At 57.2% G+C, this 16,124-nt stretch carries 13 protein-coding genes and 1 tRNA gene; 9 read left to right on the forward strand and 5 right to left on the reverse strand.

What is annotated here, in order from left to right:
* Window positions 1-530: 530 nt before the first annotated feature.
* The 3 genes from N6P30_RS17275 to rutR all read left to right on the forward strand — a co-directional run bounded on the left by N6P30_RS17275 (window position 531) and on the right by rutR (window position 1,976).
* Window positions 531-782 (forward strand): hypothetical protein, encoded by a 252-nt coding sequence (locus N6P30_RS17275; protein ID WP_023292816.1) that lies wholly within the window; start codon window positions 531-533, stop codon window positions 780-782.
* On the forward strand, window positions 754-1,101 hold the full coding sequence (locus N6P30_RS17280; RefSeq protein ID WP_032663841.1) for a low molecular weight protein tyrosine phosphatase family protein: 348 nt from the start codon (window positions 754-756) through the stop codon (window positions 1,099-1,101). Before N6P30_RS17275 ends, N6P30_RS17280 begins: the two co-directional genes overlap by 29 nt.
* 236 nt (window positions 1,102-1,337) lie before the next feature.
* Window positions 1,338-1,976: an HTH-type transcriptional regulator RutR gene (gene rutR, locus N6P30_RS17285; RefSeq protein WP_008499819.1), complete on the forward strand. Its 639-nt coding sequence runs from the start codon at window positions 1,338-1,340 to the stop codon at window positions 1,974-1,976.
* Here rutR and N6P30_RS17290 read toward each other — a convergent pair.
* Both N6P30_RS17290 and putA read right to left on the reverse strand, forming a co-directional pair.
* Window positions 1,973-2,368 (reverse strand): lysozyme inhibitor LprI family protein, encoded by a 396-nt coding sequence (locus N6P30_RS17290; protein ID WP_023292815.1) that lies wholly within the window; start codon window positions 2,366-2,368, stop codon window positions 1,973-1,975. The two genes, rutR and N6P30_RS17290, sit on opposite strands and share 4 nt — an antisense overlap.
* Before the next feature lie 101 nt (window positions 2,369-2,469).
* Window positions 2,470-6,432, reverse strand: coding sequence for a trifunctional transcriptional regulator/proline dehydrogenase/L-glutamate gamma-semialdehyde dehydrogenase (putA, locus tag N6P30_RS17295; RefSeq protein WP_023292814.1), 3,963 nt, complete (start codon window positions 6,430-6,432; stop codon window positions 2,470-2,472).
* 423 nt (window positions 6,433-6,855) lie between these two features.
* Here putA and putP point away from each other — a divergent pair, with 423 nt between their 5' ends.
* Together putP and N6P30_RS17305 are read left to right on the forward strand one after the other, a co-directional pair.
* Window positions 6,856-8,364: a sodium/proline symporter PutP gene (putP, locus tag N6P30_RS17300; protein ID WP_008499815.1), complete on the forward strand. Its 1,509-nt coding sequence runs from the start codon at window positions 6,856-6,858 to the stop codon at window positions 8,362-8,364.
* Window positions 8,365-8,480: 116 nt separating this feature from the next.
* Window positions 8,481-8,900, forward strand: coding sequence for a DUF3574 domain-containing protein (locus N6P30_RS17305; RefSeq protein WP_023292812.1), 420 nt, complete (start codon window positions 8,481-8,483; stop codon window positions 8,898-8,900).
* A 70-nt stretch (window positions 8,901-8,970) separates the two neighbouring features.
* Here the strand turns inward: N6P30_RS17305 and N6P30_RS17310 are convergent, their stop codons facing one another.
* Window positions 8,971-10,155, reverse strand: a complete 1,185-nt coding sequence (locus N6P30_RS17310) for a NupC/NupG family nucleoside CNT transporter (protein WP_021240801.1) — start codon at window positions 10,153-10,155, stop codon at window positions 8,971-8,973.
* Between the two features lie 251 nt (window positions 10,156-10,406).
* On the opposite strand from N6P30_RS17310, the gene efeU reads away from it, so the two are divergent.
* The 4 genes from efeU to phoH all read left to right on the forward strand — a co-directional run bounded on the left by efeU (window position 10,407) and on the right by phoH (window position 14,986).
* Window positions 10,407-11,240 (forward strand): iron uptake transporter permease EfeU, encoded by an 834-nt coding sequence (efeU, locus tag N6P30_RS17315; RefSeq protein ID WP_008503506.1) that lies wholly within the window; start codon window positions 10,407-10,409, stop codon window positions 11,238-11,240.
* A gap of 40 nt (window positions 11,241-11,280) precedes the next feature.
* Complete coding sequence (gene efeO / locus N6P30_RS17320; RefSeq protein WP_021240800.1) at window positions 11,281-12,408, forward strand: iron uptake system protein EfeO; 1,128 nt, start codon at window positions 11,281-11,283, stop codon at window positions 12,406-12,408.
* Window positions 12,409-12,413: 5 nt separating this feature from the next.
* Window positions 12,414-13,697, forward strand: a complete 1,284-nt coding sequence (gene efeB / locus N6P30_RS17325; RefSeq protein ID WP_023292811.1) for an iron uptake transporter deferrochelatase/peroxidase subunit — start codon at window positions 12,414-12,416, stop codon at window positions 13,695-13,697.
* A 500-nt stretch (window positions 13,698-14,197) separates the two neighbouring features.
* On the forward strand, window positions 14,198-14,986 hold the full coding sequence (phoH, locus tag N6P30_RS17330; protein WP_008503509.1) for a phosphate starvation-inducible protein PhoH: 789 nt from the start codon (window positions 14,198-14,200) through the stop codon (window positions 14,984-14,986).
* A 221-nt stretch (window positions 14,987-15,207) separates the two neighbouring features.
* Here the strand turns inward: phoH and N6P30_RS17335 are convergent.
* Window positions 15,208-15,295, reverse strand: a tRNA-Ser gene (locus N6P30_RS17335).
* Between the two features lie 147 nt (window positions 15,296-15,442).
* Window positions 15,443-16,120 (reverse strand): isochorismatase family protein, encoded by a 678-nt coding sequence (locus N6P30_RS17340; protein ID WP_008503510.1) that lies wholly within the window; start codon window positions 16,118-16,120, stop codon window positions 15,443-15,445.
* Window positions 16,121-16,124: the final 4 nt, after the last annotated feature.

Consider the following 16,124-nt stretch of genomic DNA (forward strand, 5'->3'; position numbering starts at 1 on the left):
ATCAACGGCTCAGAAGTGTCTAGATTATCCGTGGCGATTCAGTGACATCACTGTCTGGAAAAGACAGGGCTGATTAATATGACTGCTACGTGGTGTTAAAAATGAAGGAAATTGACGAGTTTGTAGAATATGATTTGGACTGGTTTTTATCCAGCCAGGAAGGGTGCCTCACGCATTTTACAACCCTTCTGACCCATAATGCGGCTTTTGTTCCATGGAGCTATTGTCATGTTCAATCTCCATTGGGTTAGTAGATGTGATTATGGTTGTCCTATATGAGCCAGGAGTGGAAGTGAGCTTTATGATTAACTCGACCATTTTCGGACAATTTTCTAAAAACGAATGTTCTGTTTTGATGGGGTATTTACCCTTCGTTTGAGCGGAGTATACCTATCACCGAAGCCAGAAACTTGACTATGACTCACCATAAACGGGAGTATTAACTGCCCCCGTAAGATGCTAAGCTTCTACAGTTTGTTCTCCCCGTATTATCGCGGCTGCTGACCCGATTAATCTGAGAGAGTAAAACAATGGAAACAAAACGTACTCGAGATTGGCGCAATGCACAGAAGCGACGTAACAAGTCTCGTGATATCCGCAAGACCTTATTAAAATTCCGTGGCGAAAAAAACTGGAAGATGCTTTACACGCGGTCGGATAAATTGTTGCGTGCCGCACAACTGGGGCTTGAGTATCCACGTATTACTAACCAACAGCTTGCCTTGAGAGGTCTGGAAGAGTACCTCTATTCGGATGAACGTACTTTTTATATGCAGTCGTAATCAATGGCGAAGCCCCACGGCGGAACAGGTGTTCCGCCGTTATCCATCCCTTGCCGTACTTTCCGCTGGGACTAGCCGGAATGCAAAAAAAAGAGTCTCTGCCGAATTGCTTCAATGGGCTGATGTTGTCTGTGTGATGGAGCAGAAGCACAAAAATCGCTTAGTGGCCCAATATGGCAGGATCATCGCATTCAAGCCTCTGCATGTGCTCGATATCTCTGACGATTATCTTTTTATGGATCCTGAGTTGATAGCAATATTCAAAGATATCTTACCGGAAAAATTGGGACTAACCGATCAAGAAACAGAGAGCCAATAAGCGTTTTATCTTTCTGTTATTTATTTCTACACATCCTTCTTCGACAATGTCCGCTTCTGGCGCAAAGCGGACCGTCTAAATGACCGAGGAGCCAGCCATAAAGAAAGGTCAGTAACATTCACACCTGGCCTCCCACAACTGCTTTCCTTTTTCGATTCGGCACAGCCCCGCCCCCAAAATGTCGAGAGAAAGCAGGGCTTTTGCTATGCTATGGCAAACCAATAAGGAGAGCGGGAATGACACAAGGCGCAGTGAAAACACCAGGTAAACGTTCGCAGGCGGTGAGCGCCAAGAAGCAGGCGATCCTCAGCGCGGCGCTGGAGACCTTTTCGCAGTTTGGCATTCACGGCACGCGCCTGGAGCAGGTGGCGGAGCAGTCCGGGGTATCCAAAACCAATCTGCTCTACTATTACCCGTCGAAAGAGGCGCTGTATGTTGCGGTGATGCAGCAGATCCTCGATATCTGGCTGGCGCCGCTGAAAGCGTTCCGCGAAGAGCTGGCCCCGCTGGTGGCGATCAAAGAGTACATTCGCCTGAAGCTGGAGGTGTCGCGCGATTACCCGCAGGCATCACGGCTGTTTTGTCTTGAGATGCTGCAGGGGGCGCCGCTGTTGCAGGCGGAGCTGACCGGAGATTTAAAACAGCTGGTGGACGATAAGTCGGCCATTATCGCGGGATGGGTGGCCAGCGGAAAACTGGCCCCGGTCGATCCGCATCATCTGATCTTTATGATTTGGGCCTCCACCCAGCATTATGCTGACTTTGCGGCCCAGGTCGAGGCGGTGACCGGTAAAACGCTCCAGGACGAAGCGTTTTTCCACAGCACCCTGGAAAACGTGCAGCGGATGATTATCGAAGGGATCCGCTTGCGCTAGTTCCCCGGTGGGAGAGGGCAGCTTAAGTCGCCCTCTTCGCACTGCATCAGCGAGGCCAGAAACGCCTCGCGCTCCACGGTTTTCTCCGCCAGGCACTGATTCACGATCATCGGCTGAACGCTGCCGCCTTCCGTCCCCGAACCGATAAACGCACAGTCCGCGTCGCGCAGGGCAATCCAGGCCTGCTGCGCCTTTTTCAGCAGCTCGCGCTGAGGGGCTACCGCACGCTTGACGGCGGCCTGATAGGTCTGGTTGAGCTTTTTGTCGGCAGCCTGGTACTGCTGCGCGCTACAGGTATTCAGTTCAACCTGGGTGGTCGCTTTGTCGCACTCGTCGGCCAGCGCGCTGGCGCTCAGCAGCAGCGCTGCGCCTGCGAGAAATACTCTTTTCATCATCCCCTCCGTGTAAAAAAGCCGGATGCGCTGCGCTTATCCGGCCTACGGTTGTTTTGTAGCCCCGGTAAGCGTAGCGCCACCGGGGAGAGTTTACACGATTAACCGATGGTCATCAGGCTGGCGTTACCGCCCGCTGCCGCGGTGTTGACGCTGAGCGAGCGCTCCACGTACAGGCGTTCCAGCAGCAGGTTGGTTTCGCCGCGCGCGAAGCCCTGCACCGAAACAATCGCCCCGCTGCGGGCCGCAACCTGCTCGCACAGCTCGCGCAGCTGGTCAGAATCACCGTGGTAAATGACGGCATCAAACGGCTGCGTCAGGAGCGCATCGGCTTTCGCGAAGTGAATGCGGGCCGAGACCGCTTTCGGCAGCTGTTTGGCCAGGTCGCGATGCAGCGCATCGTCCGGCCACAGCACTTCACACCCGGTGGCCATCGCGGCGGCCAACTGTACCAGCGCGTCCTGCTCGTTATCCGCCACGCACAGAACGCGCTCGCGCGGCATCAGCGTCCAGGTATTGCGCTCGCCGGTCGGCCCCGGCAGCAGACGCTGCGTACCGGCCTGTGCCAGCTCGCCGTACTGCTGCGCAATCGCACGCAGCTCTGGACGATTATCAGCCCACTTAATCAGCGCGTCCAGCGGCTGGGTCAGCACGGTTTTCAGCTGCGCATCCACCGGATACTCCGCATCCTGACGCGCCAGGGTAACGCCCAGCGCGTTCTCAGGACGGTTCGCCAGCAGACGGTACAGGTAGAGCGGACCGCCCGCTTTCGGACCGGTGCCGGAGAGGCCTTCACCGCCGAACGGCTGCACGCCCACGACCGCGCCAACCATGTTGCGGTTAACGTACAGGTTGCCCACTTTGGCGCTGCCGGTCACCTGCGCGATGGTCTCGTCGATACGGGTATGCACGCCGAGCGTCAGGCCATAGCCGGAGGCGTTGATCTGCTCAACCAGCTCGTTGAGGTTGTTGCGGTTGTAGCGCACCACGTGCAGCACCGGACCGAAGACCTCTTTTTTCAGCTCGTCGAAGCTTGCCAGCTCGATAAGCGTAGGCGGCACAAAGGTGCCGGAACGCCACTCGCGGGCGTCTTCGCTGTTGTCTCGCACCGCCTGGAACACCGGACGGCCTTTCGCGCGCATGGCCTGAATGTGGTTTTCAATATTGGCTTTGGCTTCCGCGTCGATCACCGGCCCGATGTCGGTGGTGAGACGGCCCGGGTTGCCCATGCGGCATTCGGCCATCGCGCCGCGCAGCATCTTCAGCGTGTGGTCCGCCACGTCATCCTGCAGGCACAGCACGCGCAGGGCGGAGCAGCGCTGACCGGCGCTGTCGAAGGCGGAGGCCAGAACGTCAACTACCACCTGCTCGGTGAGGGCAGAGGAGTCGACGATCATGGCGTTCATGCCGCCGGTTTCCGCAATGAGCGGCGTAGGACGACCCTGCGCATCCAGACGGGTGGCAATATTGCGCTGCAGCAGCGAGGCCACTTCGGTCGAACCGGTAAACATCACGCCGCGCACGCGGTTATCGGAGGTCAGTTTGGCGCCCACGGTTTCACCGCGGCCCGGCAGCAGCTGGACCACGCCCGCCGGTACGCCTGCCTCCAGAAGAATGTTGATGCCCTGTGCGGCAATCAGCGGGGTCTGCTCTGCCGGTTTTGCCAGCACGCTGTTGCCTGCGGCCAGGGCAGCGGCAATCTGGCCGGTGAAGATCGCCAGCGGGAAGTTCCACGGGCTGATACAGACGACCGGGCCGAGCGGACGGTGGGTTTCGTTGTCGAAATCATCGCGCACCTGACCGGCGTAGTAGTGCAGGAAGTCGACCGCCTCGCGCACTTCGGCGATGGCGTTGCTGAAGGTTTTACCCGCTTCGCGCACCAGAATGCCGATAAGCGACTGCATCTGGTCTTCCATCAGCACCGCCGCGCGTTCCAGAATGGCGGCACGCTCCTGCGGCGGGGTGGCGAACCAGATAGGGGCGTTATTCACCGCGCTGTCCAGCGCCTGATCCACTTCCGCTTCGGTGGCTTCACGCACGTAGCCGACGATATCTTTTGGCTCCGCCGGGTTGATGACCGGCTGCATGTCGCCGTCAGCAACGGGCTGCTCCAGCATCGGTTTGGCCTGCCACTTCTGCAGCGCGCTGTTGAGCAGGGCAGAGGAGAGGGACGCCAGACGGTGTTCGTTGGCGAGATCCAGCCCCGCCGAGTTGACGCGCCCCTTGCCGTACAGCTCGCGCGGCAGGGCAATCTTCGGATGCGGCAGGCCAATCTGGCCTTCCTGCGCCGCCATCTTCTCAACGGCCTGCACCGGATCGGCGACCAGCTCGTCGAGCGGCAGGGTGGTGTCGGCGATGCGGTTAACGAAGGAGGTGTTCGCGCCGTTTTCCAGCAGGCGACGCACCAGATATGCCAGCAGGGTTTCGTGGGTACCTACCGGGGCGTAAATGCGGCACGGGCGGTTAAGCTTGCCGTCCGCCACTTTACCGGTCACCTGCTCGTACAGCGGTTCACCCATGCCGTGCAGGCACTGGAATTCGTACTGGCCCGGGTAGTAGTTCTGCCCGGCCAGGCTGTAAATGGCCGCCAGGGTGTGGGCGTTGTGGGTGGCGAACTGCGGATAGATCAGGTTCGGCACGCCGAGCAGCTTTTTCGCGCAGGCGAGGTAAGAGACGTCGGTATAGACCTTGCGGGTGTAGACCGGATAGCCTTCCAGCCCTTCCATCTGGGCGCGTTTGATTTCGCTGTCCCAGTAGGCCCCTTTCACCAGGCGGATCATCAGGCGACGGCGGCTGCGGCTGGCCAGGTCAATCAGGTAATCAATGACGAACGGGCAGCGCTTCTGGTAGGCCTGGATCACGAAGCCAATGCCGTTCCAGCCCGCCAGCTCCGGTTCGAAGCACAGTTTTTCCAGCAGATCGAGGGAGATCTCCAGACGGTCGGCCTCTTCGGCGTCGATGTTGATGCCGATATCATACTGGCGCGCCAGCAGGGTCAGGGACTTCAGGCGCGGGTAGAGCTCTTCCATTACCCGATCGTACTGCGCGCGGCTGTAGCGCGGGTGCAGGGCGGAAAGCTTAATGGAGATGCCCGGGCCTTCATAAATACCGCGACCGTTGGACGCTTTACCGATGGCGTGGATCGCCTGCTGGTAAGAAACCATGTAGGCCTGCGCGTCGGCGGCGGTCAGCGCCGCTTCGCCCAGCATGTCGTAGGAGTAGCGGAAACCTTTATCTTCCAGCTTGCGGGCGTTCGCCAGCGCTTCGGCAATGGTTTCCCCGGTGACGAACTGCTCGCCCATCAGACGCATCGCCATGTCCACGCCCTTGCGGATCAGCGGCTCGCCGCTCTTGCCGATGATGCGGTTCAGGGAGCGGGAGAGGTTGGCTTCGTTATGGGTCGAGACCAGTTTGCCGGTGAACAGCAGGCCCCAGGTCGCGGCGTTGACAAACAGCGACGGGCTGCGGCCAATGTGCGAATGCCAGTTGCCGTTACTGATCTTGTCGCGGATCAGCGCGTCGCGGGTGGCTTTATCCGGAATACGCAGCAGCGCTTCCGCCAGGCACATCAGCGCCACGCCTTCCTGTGAGGAGAGGGAAAACTCCTGCAGCAGACCCTGAACCATCCCGGCGCGGCCGGTGGCGGTTTTCTGGTTACGCAGTTTGTCAGCCAGCTGGTACGCCAGGCTGTGCGCCTGTGCGGCAATAGCTTCCGGCAGACGGGCCTGCTCCAGCAGCATCGGTACGGCGTCGGTTTCGGCGCGACGGTACGCACCGGTGATGGCGGCACGGCTGACGGACTGCGGCAGGATCTGCTCGGCGAATTCGAGGAACGGCTGATGGCTTTCATCGCCAGCGGCAGGCGCGTCCTCGCTTTCATTGGCGGCACCGGCGAGCAGGGCAGGCAGCTCCGGCAGGCCCTCGTCGCTCTCGAGTCTTTCGAGATAGTTAAAAATCGCCTGCTTAATTAACCAGTGCGGCGTGCGATCAATGCGGGTTGCTGCGGTCTTAATCCGTTCGCGGGTCGCGTCATCCAGCTTAACCCCCATGGTGGTCATACCCATGCCAAAGCTCCTGTTGTGCTTTCATCGTGTTTGGTCGTTAGCGTGAAATATCCACCATGTTGCAACTTTGTGCAACCGTGTTAAATGTGACCTGGTTTGCAACCCAGAAAATGAATGGATTGTTAACGAATGGTTAGCTGGAAAAACGTGCTGGCTTTGTCGCGGAAAGCCTGGTTTTATGCGGGAGTTAACACTTTTCAAAGGTGCAACCCGTAAAAGCGTGAGCGAGTGCAACCTATAGGAAACTCGTATCAAACCGGGGATGAAATTGATGTAAATGCAGTGTTAAATCGTTTGTCAGCGGAGGGCGCATACGGCAGGATAGCGCGCCCAACCGAAACACAAGATACCGTCACCTCGTTCCGGTGATCATATAACAAGGCAACCCGGATGGTTGTCGCTCGACACTTTTGGAGAATTTGAATGGCAATTAGCACACCGATGCTGGTGACATTTCTCGTTTATATTTTTGGCATGATCCTGATAGGGTTTTTGGCGTGGCGTTCCACGAAAAACTTTGACGACTACATTCTGGGCGGACGCAGTTTAGGCCCGATGGTGACCGCACTCTCCGCGGGCGCATCGGACATGAGCGGATGGCTGCTGATGGGTCTGCCGGGTGCGATTTTTATCTCCGGTATCTCTGAAAGCTGGATCGCCATCGGTCTGACCGTGGGCGCGTGGATCAACTGGAAGCTGGTGGCGGGCCGTCTGCGCGTGCATACCGAGGCTAACAATAATGCCCTGACGCTGCCGGACTACTTCACCGGACGCTTTGAAGATAACAGCCGCATTCTGCGCATTATCTCTGCCGTGGTTATCCTCCTGTTCTTTACCATCTACTGTGCCTCCGGCATCGTGGCGGGCGCGCGCCTGTTCGAAAGCACCTTCGGCATGAGCTACGAAACCGCCCTGTGGGCCGGTGCGGCGGCGACCATCCTCTATACCTTCGTGGGCGGGTTCCTGGCGGTAAGCTGGACCGACACCGTGCAGGCGAGCCTGATGATCTTTGCCCTGATCCTGACCCCGGTGATTGTGATTTTCACCGTTGGCGGCTTTGGCGAATCGCTGGAAGTGATCAAGCAGAAGAGCATTGAAAACGTCGACATGCTGAAAGGGCTGAACTTTGTCGCCATCGTCTCCCTGATGGGCTGGGGCCTGGGCTACTTCGGTCAGCCGCACATTCTGGCGCGCTTTATGGCGGCAGATTCTCATCACACCATCGTTCATGCGCGTCGCATCAGCATGACGTGGATGATTTTGTGTCTGGCGGGCGCGTGTGCGGTCGGTTTCTTCGGTATCGCCTACTTTAATAACAACCCGGCGCAGGCGGGCGCGGTGAACCAGAACGCCGAGCGCGTGTTCATCGAACTGGCGCAGATTCTGTTTAACCCGTGGATTGCCGGTATTCTGCTCTCTGCGATCCTGGCGGCGGTGATGTCCACCCTGAGCTGTCAGCTGCTGGTCTGCTCCAGTGCAATCACCGAAGACCTCTATAAGGCCTTCCTGCGTAAAAACGCGAGCCAGAAAGAGCTGGTGTGGGTAGGGCGCTTTATGGTGCTGCTGGTGGCGCTGGTGGCGATTGCGCTGGCGGCCAACCCGGAAAACCGCGTGCTGGGTCTCGTGAGCTACGCGTGGGCGGGCTTCGGTGCGGCGTTTGGTCCGGTCGTCCTGTTCTCCGTCATGTGGTCCCGTATGACCCGTAACGGCGCGCTGGCGGGGATGATTATCGGTGCGGTGACCGTTATCGTCTGGAAACAGTTCGCCTGGCTGGGCCTGTACGAAATCATTCCTGGCTTCATCTTCGGCAGCATCGGTATCGTGGTCTTCAGCCTGCTGGGTAAAGCACCGTCTGCCTCCATGCAGAAACGCTTTGCGGAAGCCGACGCGCATTACCACTCCGCGCCGCCGTCTAAGCTGCAGCCGGAATAATTTTCTCACGCAGTACCGTAGGCCGGGTAAGCGCAAGCGCCACCCGGCTTTTTTCTTGCCAAAATCCGTCTTTTCCTGTGATATCCATGTGCTTATAACAATGAGGATAGCGAAGCATGACAATCAAAACAGGGTTAATGGCGGCGGCATTATTGATGCTGGCGGGCTGCAACGCGCCATCGCAACACGCGGCGGTGGAGACCTGCAAAGCGGATAGCCAGATGCAGCAAACCACGCTCTATTTCGGCTTAAACCGTCCTGCCGGGGCGCAGATTACCAGCAACGAGTGGCAGCAGTTTGTTGACCAGGACGTGACGCCGCGCTTTCGCGATGGCTTAACGGTGTTTGATGCCCGCGGGCAGTGGCTGGGGAACGACGGAAAAGTGGCGCGCGAGCCGAGCAAGGCGCTGATGCTGATCCACGGTAAAGATGCGCAGAGCGAGAAGAACATCGAAGCGTTACGCGGGATTTATAAGTCCCGCTTCGCGCAGGAGTCGGTGATGCGTGTCGATCAGCCGGTGTGCGTGCAGTTTTAATGAAAACGGCGGGAATTCCCGCCGTTGTTGTTTTGTAGGCCGGGATCGCTGCGCGCCACCCGGCATTGCATCAGAGCACCAACCCCGCAAAGCTCGCCGACAGCAAACTCACCAGCGTCGCGCCGTACACCAGACGCAGCCCGAAACGCGATACCACGTTACCCTGCTGCTCGTTCAGGCCCTTAATCGCCCCGGCCACGATGCCGATGGAGGCAAAGTTCGCGAACGAGACGAGGAAGACGGATAAAATCCCCAGCCCGCGCGGGGACATCTGGTGGGCTATTTTCTGCAGCTCAATCATCGCCACAAATTCATTCGCCACCAGCTTGGTCGCCATAATGCTGCCCGCGTTTAAGGCATCGCTCAGCGGAATCCCTACCAGCCACGCCAGGGGATAAAATACATAGCCCAGGATCTGCTGGAAGCTCATGCCAAATACGCTGGAGAAGAGGGCATTAACGGCGCTAATAAGCGCGATAAAGCCAATCAGCATCGCCAGAATAATCATCGCCACCTTAAAACCGGCCAGAATATACTCGCCGAGCATCTCGAAGAAGCTCTGGGATTCATGCAGTTTTTCGAGCTTAACATCCGGTTCCGCTTCCGGGCGCGCCGGGTTGATGACTGAGAGGATAATAAAGGTGCTGAACATGTTGAGAATCAGCGCCGCGACGACATATTTGGCGTCGAGCATGGTCATATACGCCCCGACAATCGACAGGGAAACCGTCGACATGGCCGTGGCCGCCATGGTGAACAGACGACGCGAGGAGAGATCGCCCAGCACGCCTTTGTAGGCAATGAAGTTTTCCGACTGGCCGAGGATCAGCGAGCTCACCGCGTTAAAGGATTCCAGCTTGCCCATACCGTTCAGTTTTGACAGCAGCGTACCGATTACCCGAATAAAAATTGGCAGGATCCGCCAGTGCTGAAGAATACCGATCAGTGCGGAAATAAAAATAATCGGACAAAGCACGCCGAGGAAAATGAACGCCAGCCCTTTTTCACCCATACCGCCAAAGACGAAATTGGTGCCTTCGCCAGCAAATTTGAGCAGTGACTCAAAAAATCCTGAGACGTATTTAATCAGGAATAACCCGCTTTCGGCGTGCAGGAAAAAGAACGCCAGCGCAATTTCAATAACAATCAGCTGTAAAACAAAACGAACCCGAATTTTCCGGCGGTCAAAACTCGTAAGCCAGGCGAGCGCAAGAATAATCACCAGCGCCAGCAGGAAATGGACAATTTTAAACATGGTTTATTTTCAGTTAGGTTGTGAGGCGGATATTTAGCCACAGCCCTGAATCAGCGTAAATGGGCATTTTCGTTATAACTTATAAACCTGAACGTTACGTACGTCACTATTATCAGGCTTTGCGTTTACAACTCGTCATCAAAACACCGCACATTTCGCTTGTTTTTCTTTCCGTCGTAATGATAATCACTATCACAAGAATTTACCTTTCTTTGCATCAGTTGACCGCGATAAACATTTAAGGTGTCGGCATGTTTGTTCCATTTCTCATTATGTTACGTGAAGGGCTCGAAGCCGCCCTTATCGTGAGCCTCATCGCCAGTTATCTGAAGCGAACCCAGCGCGGGCGGTGGATTGGCGTCATGTGGGTCGGGGTATTCCTTGCCGCGGCGCTCTGCCTGGGCCTGGGCATTCTCATTAACGAAACCACCGGCGAGTTCCCGCAGAAAGAGCAGGAGCTGTTTGAAGGTATCGTGGCCGTGATTGCGGTGGTGATCCTCACCTGGATGGTGTTCTGGATGCGTAAAGTCTCGCGTAACGTGAAGGTGCAGCTGGAGCAGGCGGTGGATAACGCGCTGCAGAAGGGGAACAACCACGGCTGGGCGCTCATTATGATGGTCTTTTTCGCCGTCGCGCGTGAAGGGCTGGAGTCTGTTTTCTTCCTGCTGGCAGCGTTTCAGCAGGATGTGGGGATCTGGCCGCCGCTGGGGGCCGTGCTGGGCCTCGCCACGGCCGTGGTGCTCGGCTTCCTGCTGTACTGGGGCGGTATCCGCCTGAACCTGGGCGCCTTCTTCAAGTGGACCAGCCTGTTTATTCTGCTGGTGGCGGCGGGTCTGGCGGCTGGGGCGATTCGCGCCTTCCATGAAGCGGGCCTGTGGAACCATTTCCAGGACGTGGCGTTTGACCTCAGCAACGTTCTCTCCACGCACTCTCTGACCGGAACCCTGCTCGAAGGTATCTTCGGCTATCAGGAAACGCCGAGCGTCAGCGAGGTGGCGATGTACTTCATTTATCTGGTTCCGGCGCTGGTGCTGTTCGCAATGCCGCCGCGTACCGGCACGCAGGCGTCGCGCGTTGCGCCGTAATTTTTGATTTAGTGACAACATACTTTTAAAGGGAAGAGTCATGGCAATTCAGTTCCGTCGTAGTGCGTTATGCGCAGGCATTGCCGCGCTGTTCGCTTCTGCTTTCTCCGCCTGGGGCGCGGATGTTCCTCAGGTCAAAGTCACCGTCAATGATAAGCAGTGTGAGCCGATGACCCTCACGGTGAACAGCGGCAAAACCCAGTTTATTATTCAGAACCACAGCCAGAAGGCGCTGGAGTGGGAGATCCTGAAAGGCGTTCTGGTGGTGGAAGAGCGTGAAAATATCGCCCCTGGCTTTAGCCAGAAGATGACCGCCAACCTGCAGCCGGGCGAGTATGAGATGACCTGCGGCCTGCTGACCAACCCGAAAGGGAAGCTCATCGTCAAAGGTGAAGCGACGGCCGATGCGGCGAAAGGCGCTGCGGTGCTGAGCCTGGGCGATGCAATTACCGCGTATAAGGCGTACGTCACGAAAGAGACGGCGGAGCTGGCGACGGCAACTAAAGCCTTTACCGATGCGGTGAAGGCCGGGGATATCGAAAAAGCGAAATCCCTCTATGCGCCAACCCGTCAGCACTACGAGCGCATCGAGCCGATCGCCGAGCTGTTCTCTGACCTTGATGGCAGCATCGATGCCCGTGAAGATGATTTCGAGCAGAAGGCTGCCGATCCGAAATTCACCGGTTTCCACCGTCTGGAGAAAGCCCTGTTTGGCGACAACACCACCAAAGGGATGGAGAAATACGCTGAGCAGCTGAACAGCGACGTGCTGGAGCTGCAAAAGCGCATCAGCGAGCTGGCCTTCCCGCCGTCTAAAGTGGTGGGCGGCGCGGCCGGTCTGATTGAAGAAGTGGCCGCGAGCAAAATCAGCGGCGAAGAAGATCGCTACAGCCATACCGACCTGTGGGACTTCCAGGCAAACGTCGACGGCGCGCAGAAAATTGTTAACCTGCTGCGTCCTCAGCTGCAGAAAGAGAACGGCGAGCTGCTGGCCAAGGTGGACGCCAACTTCAAAAAGGTCGACACCATTCTGGCGAAGTACCGTACCAAAGACGGCTTTGAAACCTACGACAAGCTGACCGATGCCGACCGTAACGCGCTAAAAGGCCCGATTACCGCCCTGGCGGAAGATCTCTCCCTGCTGCGTGGCGTACTGGGTCTGGACTAAGCACGATGAATAAGCATAACGAGAACGACGTGGCTGAGCCTTCCCGTCGTCGGTTGTTAAAAGGGGTAGGGGCGCTCGGGGGCGCGCTTGCTCTGGCTCGCGGGTGTCCGGTGGCGCACGCGGCGAAACCGCAAAGTGCGCCCGGCACGCTGTCACCCAACGCCCGCATGGAGACGCAGCCGTTTTATGGCGAGCATCAGGCGGGCATTCTGACGCCGCAGCAGGCGTCGATGATGCTGGTGGCCTTTGATTCGCTGGCCAGCGATAAAGCCGATCTGGAACGCCTGTTCCGCCTGCTGACGACGCGCATCGCGTTTCTGACCGCCGGTGGACCGGCGCCCGATACGCCGAACCCGCGTCTGCCGCCAATGGACTCCGGCATTCTGGGGCCTTTCATCGCCCCGGATAACCTGACCATTACCGTTTCGCTGGGTGAATCGCTGTTTGACGCGCGCTACGGGCTGGCAAAACAAAAGCCGAAGGCGCTGCAAAAAATGACGCGCTTCCCGAATGATTCCCTGGACGCCGCCCTCTGCCACGGCGATCTGCTTCTGCAGATTTGCGCCAATACGCAGGACACGGTAATCCACGCCCTGCGCGACATCATTAAGCACACGCCGGATCTGCTGAGCGTGCGCTGGAAGCGGGAAGGGTTTATCTCTGACCACGCCGCCCGCAGCAAAGGGAAAGAGACCCCGGTGAACCTGCTGGGCTTCAAGGACGGCACGGCCAACCCGGACAGCCATGATAGTGCGCTCATGAAGGAGGTGGTGTGGGTCACTGCCGATCAGGGCGAACCGGCATGGGCGGTCGGCGGTAGCTATCAGGCGGTGCGCATTATTCAGTTCCACGTGGAGTTCTGGGACCGCACGCCGCTCAAAGAGCAGCAGACGATCTTCGGTCGCGATAAGCAAAGCGGGGCGCCGCTCGGCATGAAGAACGAGCATGATGTGCCTGACTACGCCCGCGATCCGAATGGCGACGTGATTGCGCTGGACAGCCATATTCGTCTGGCCAATCCGCGTACCAAAGAGACGCAGTCCAGTCTGATGATGCGTCGGGGATACAGCTACTCGCTCGGCGTGACCAATTCCGGTCAGCTCGATATGGGGCTGCTGTTCGTCTGCTATCAGCACGATCTGGAAAAGGGCTTCCTGACCGTGCAGAAGCGGCTCAACGGCGAAGCGCTGGAAGAGTACATTAAACCCATCGGCGGCGGCTATTTCTTTGCCCTGCCAGGCGTGCGCGACAGCAACGCGTATCTCGCTCAAGGTCTTATTGAAGCCTGATAATTGTCCCTGCGACGATTCGCAGGGACATTATTTTTTCATATGACTATCCTGCTGTTATATTTCTGTAATATTTCTATATGAGACTGATTTCAACTGTAGGGACAGTCCTAAAAGTTGCATTCAGGTAAAATAAATGTTGCATTTATGATAACTCCTGATGTACTTAAGATAAGACAGCGGTAGTTCCCGGCAGTGATGCTGAATCACTATGGAGATCGCGAATGGTTGCGTCCTGTACTGGACAAGGTAAACATAACAACCGCAGCACCCGGCGCGGAGGCTCAGACTCCGGCAGCGATTTCCTCACCACTAAATTTTCCCCCCTCCCTCAAGAATCTGATTCGACCGACGTGCAGAACGGTGCGCGTAGCTGTTCCGTATCGTCATCCGATAGTGCAAGCAATGGCTTACAAGGAAGCCAACCCTCTGATGTTCGTGCGCATAATCGTGCCGACGCTGGCGCGTGTGATGAATACCAACAACTCAAGGTGCTATCCATGGGAAGACAAAAAGCAGTGATCAAAGCTCGTCGCGAAGCAAAACGTGTGCTGAGACGGGATTCACGTAGCCATAAACAGCGTGAAGAAGAATCGGTCACCTCGCTTGTGCAGATGAGTGGCGTAGAAGCAATTGGCATGGCCCGTGACAGCCGTGATAATTCTCCAATTGTGGCGCGCAATGAGGCTCAGGCGCACTACCTGAATGCTATCGAGAGTAAACAGCTCATCTTTGCAACCGGTGAAGCCGGATGCGGGAAAACCTGGATCAGTGCAGCCAAAGCGGCGGAAGCGCTGATCCATAAGGACGTGGAAAGAATCATTGTTACCCGTCCGGTACTGCAGGCTGATGAAGATCTCGGCTTCTTGCCCGGTGACATTTCGGAGAAGTTTGCCCCGTACTTCAGGCCCGTCTATGACGTGCTGGTGAAGCGGCTGGGTGCATCCTTTATGCAGTACTGCCTGCGGCCAGAGATTGGCAAGGTGGAAATCGCGCCGTTCGCCTACATGCGCGGACGTACATTTGAAAATGCGGTCGTCATTCTTGACGAGGCTCAGAACGTGACCGCTGCGCAAATGAAGATGTTTTTAACGCGCCTCGGGGAGAACGTGACGGTTATCGTTAACGGCGATATTACCCAGTGTGACCTGCCGTCCGGCGTGAAATCCGGACTGAGCGACGCGATGTCACGTTTTGAGGAAGATGAGATGATTGGGGTGGTACGCTTCACCAAAGATGACTGCGTGCGCTCGGCGCTCTGCCAGCGCACGCTGCAAGCGTATTACTGAGTGTGCAGTTGCGTTCAAGGCCCGGGAAACCGGGCTTTGTTTTATGTGCAGGCATGTTGTCGGGTGGCGCTGCGCTTACCCGACCTACAATACCCGTAGGCCTGGTAAGCGCAGCGCCACCAGGCATAAAGAGCGCAGGGAGTTTCAAGGTTCGAATCCCCCCTTTCGGAGAATATAAAAGAAAAAAGCCCGTACTTTCGTACGAGCTCTCATCTTGAATATGGCGGTGAGGGGGGGATTCGAACCCCCGATACGTTGCCGTATACACACTTTCCAGGCGTGCTCCTTCAGCCACTCGGACACCTCACCATATTGTTTTGCTGCCTGACCGCGTGGGGGGCAACGGGGCGCTACTATAGGGAGTTGCGCTGACACGGTCAAGCAGATTTTCAGCTTTAGTGCCTGTTCGGTTAAGCAATAATCAGCTCCACGGTTTTTACGCCGCGGAGCAGGGGATTAACGCTGTGAATCGAGCACTTCGCTGTTTTTAACCACTTCCTGCGCTTTGCTGTAGCTTTCGATCAGCAGCTGATAAGCCGGGAAGATATGGGTGTACACTTCCGCCCATTCCGCCGCATCTTCACGGTTCCAGGTACGCTGGATCTCAGAGGCCACCGCCGCCGTATCCATCGGGACCACACCGGCCTGTACCACGCGCGCCAGCGTGATCTCCTGCGCCATTTTGCTGTAGGTGCCGGAGGCATCAATCACCGCAAACACCTTATACCCGTCCGCAACCGCGCTGATCGACGGGAAGGCCATGCAGACGCTGGTAATGGTACCCGCAATGATCAACGTCTTACGCCCGGTGGCTTTTACCGCCGCCACGAATTCCGGGTTATCCCAGGCGTTGATCTCGCCTTTGCGGGCAACATATTGCGCATGCGGCGCGTTGGCGTGGATCTCCGGGATAAGCGGTCCGTTCGGCCCTTGCGGGACGGATGCGGTGGTGATCACCGGGATCTTCGCCAGGGTAGCGATTTTTGCCAGCGCTGCCGCACGGGCACGCAGTTCCGGCATTGGCATATCACCAACGGTCTGGAACAGACCGCTCTGGTGATCGATAAGGAGCATCACAGCATCGTTCACATCGATGACCGGACGGGTTCCATTAAAGTTCGCAGGTGTAGACATGTTC

The organism is Enterobacter sp. PL1 (assembly GCF_945957325.1).
GTDB lineage: Bacteria > Pseudomonadota > Gammaproteobacteria > Enterobacterales > Enterobacteriaceae > Enterobacter > Enterobacter roggenkampii.

Bases quoted from the DNA above. Each gene is read 5' to 3' on its own strand.
- N6P30_RS17275 (WP_023292816.1), top strand. From the start codon at position 531: ATGGAAACAAAACGTACTCGAGATTGGCGCAATGCACAGAAGCGACGT.
- N6P30_RS17280 (WP_032663841.1), top strand. From the start codon at position 754: ATGAACGTACTTTTTATATGCAGTCGTAATCAATGGCGAAGCCCCACG.
- rutR (WP_008499819.1), top strand. From the start codon at position 1,338: ATGACACAAGGCGCAGTGAAAACACCAGGTAAACGTTCGCAGGCGGTG.
- N6P30_RS17290 (WP_023292815.1), bottom strand. From the start codon at position 2,368: ATGAAAAGAGTATTTCTCGCAGGCGCAGCGCTGCTGCTGAGCGCCAGC.
- putA (WP_023292814.1), bottom strand. From the start codon at position 6,432: ATGGGTATGACCACCATGGGGGTTAAGCTGGATGACGCGACCCGCGAA.
- putP (WP_008499815.1), top strand. From the start codon at position 6,856: ATGGCAATTAGCACACCGATGCTGGTGACATTTCTCGTTTATATTTTT.
- N6P30_RS17305 (WP_023292812.1), top strand. From the start codon at position 8,481: ATGACAATCAAAACAGGGTTAATGGCGGCGGCATTATTGATGCTGGCG.
- N6P30_RS17310 (WP_021240801.1), bottom strand. From the start codon at position 10,155: ATGTTTAAAATTGTCCATTTCCTGCTGGCGCTGGTGATTATTCTTGCG.
- efeU (WP_008503506.1), top strand. From the start codon at position 10,407: ATGTTTGTTCCATTTCTCATTATGTTACGTGAAGGGCTCGAAGCCGCC.
- efeO (WP_021240800.1), top strand. From the start codon at position 11,281: ATGGCAATTCAGTTCCGTCGTAGTGCGTTATGCGCAGGCATTGCCGCG.
- efeB (WP_023292811.1), top strand. From the start codon at position 12,414: ATGAATAAGCATAACGAGAACGACGTGGCTGAGCCTTCCCGTCGTCGG.
- phoH (WP_008503509.1), top strand. From the start codon at position 14,198: ATGGGAAGACAAAAAGCAGTGATCAAAGCTCGTCGCGAAGCAAAACGT.
- N6P30_RS17340 (WP_008503510.1), bottom strand. From the start codon at position 16,120: ATGTCTACACCTGCGAACTTTAATGGAACCCGTCCGGTCATCGATGTG.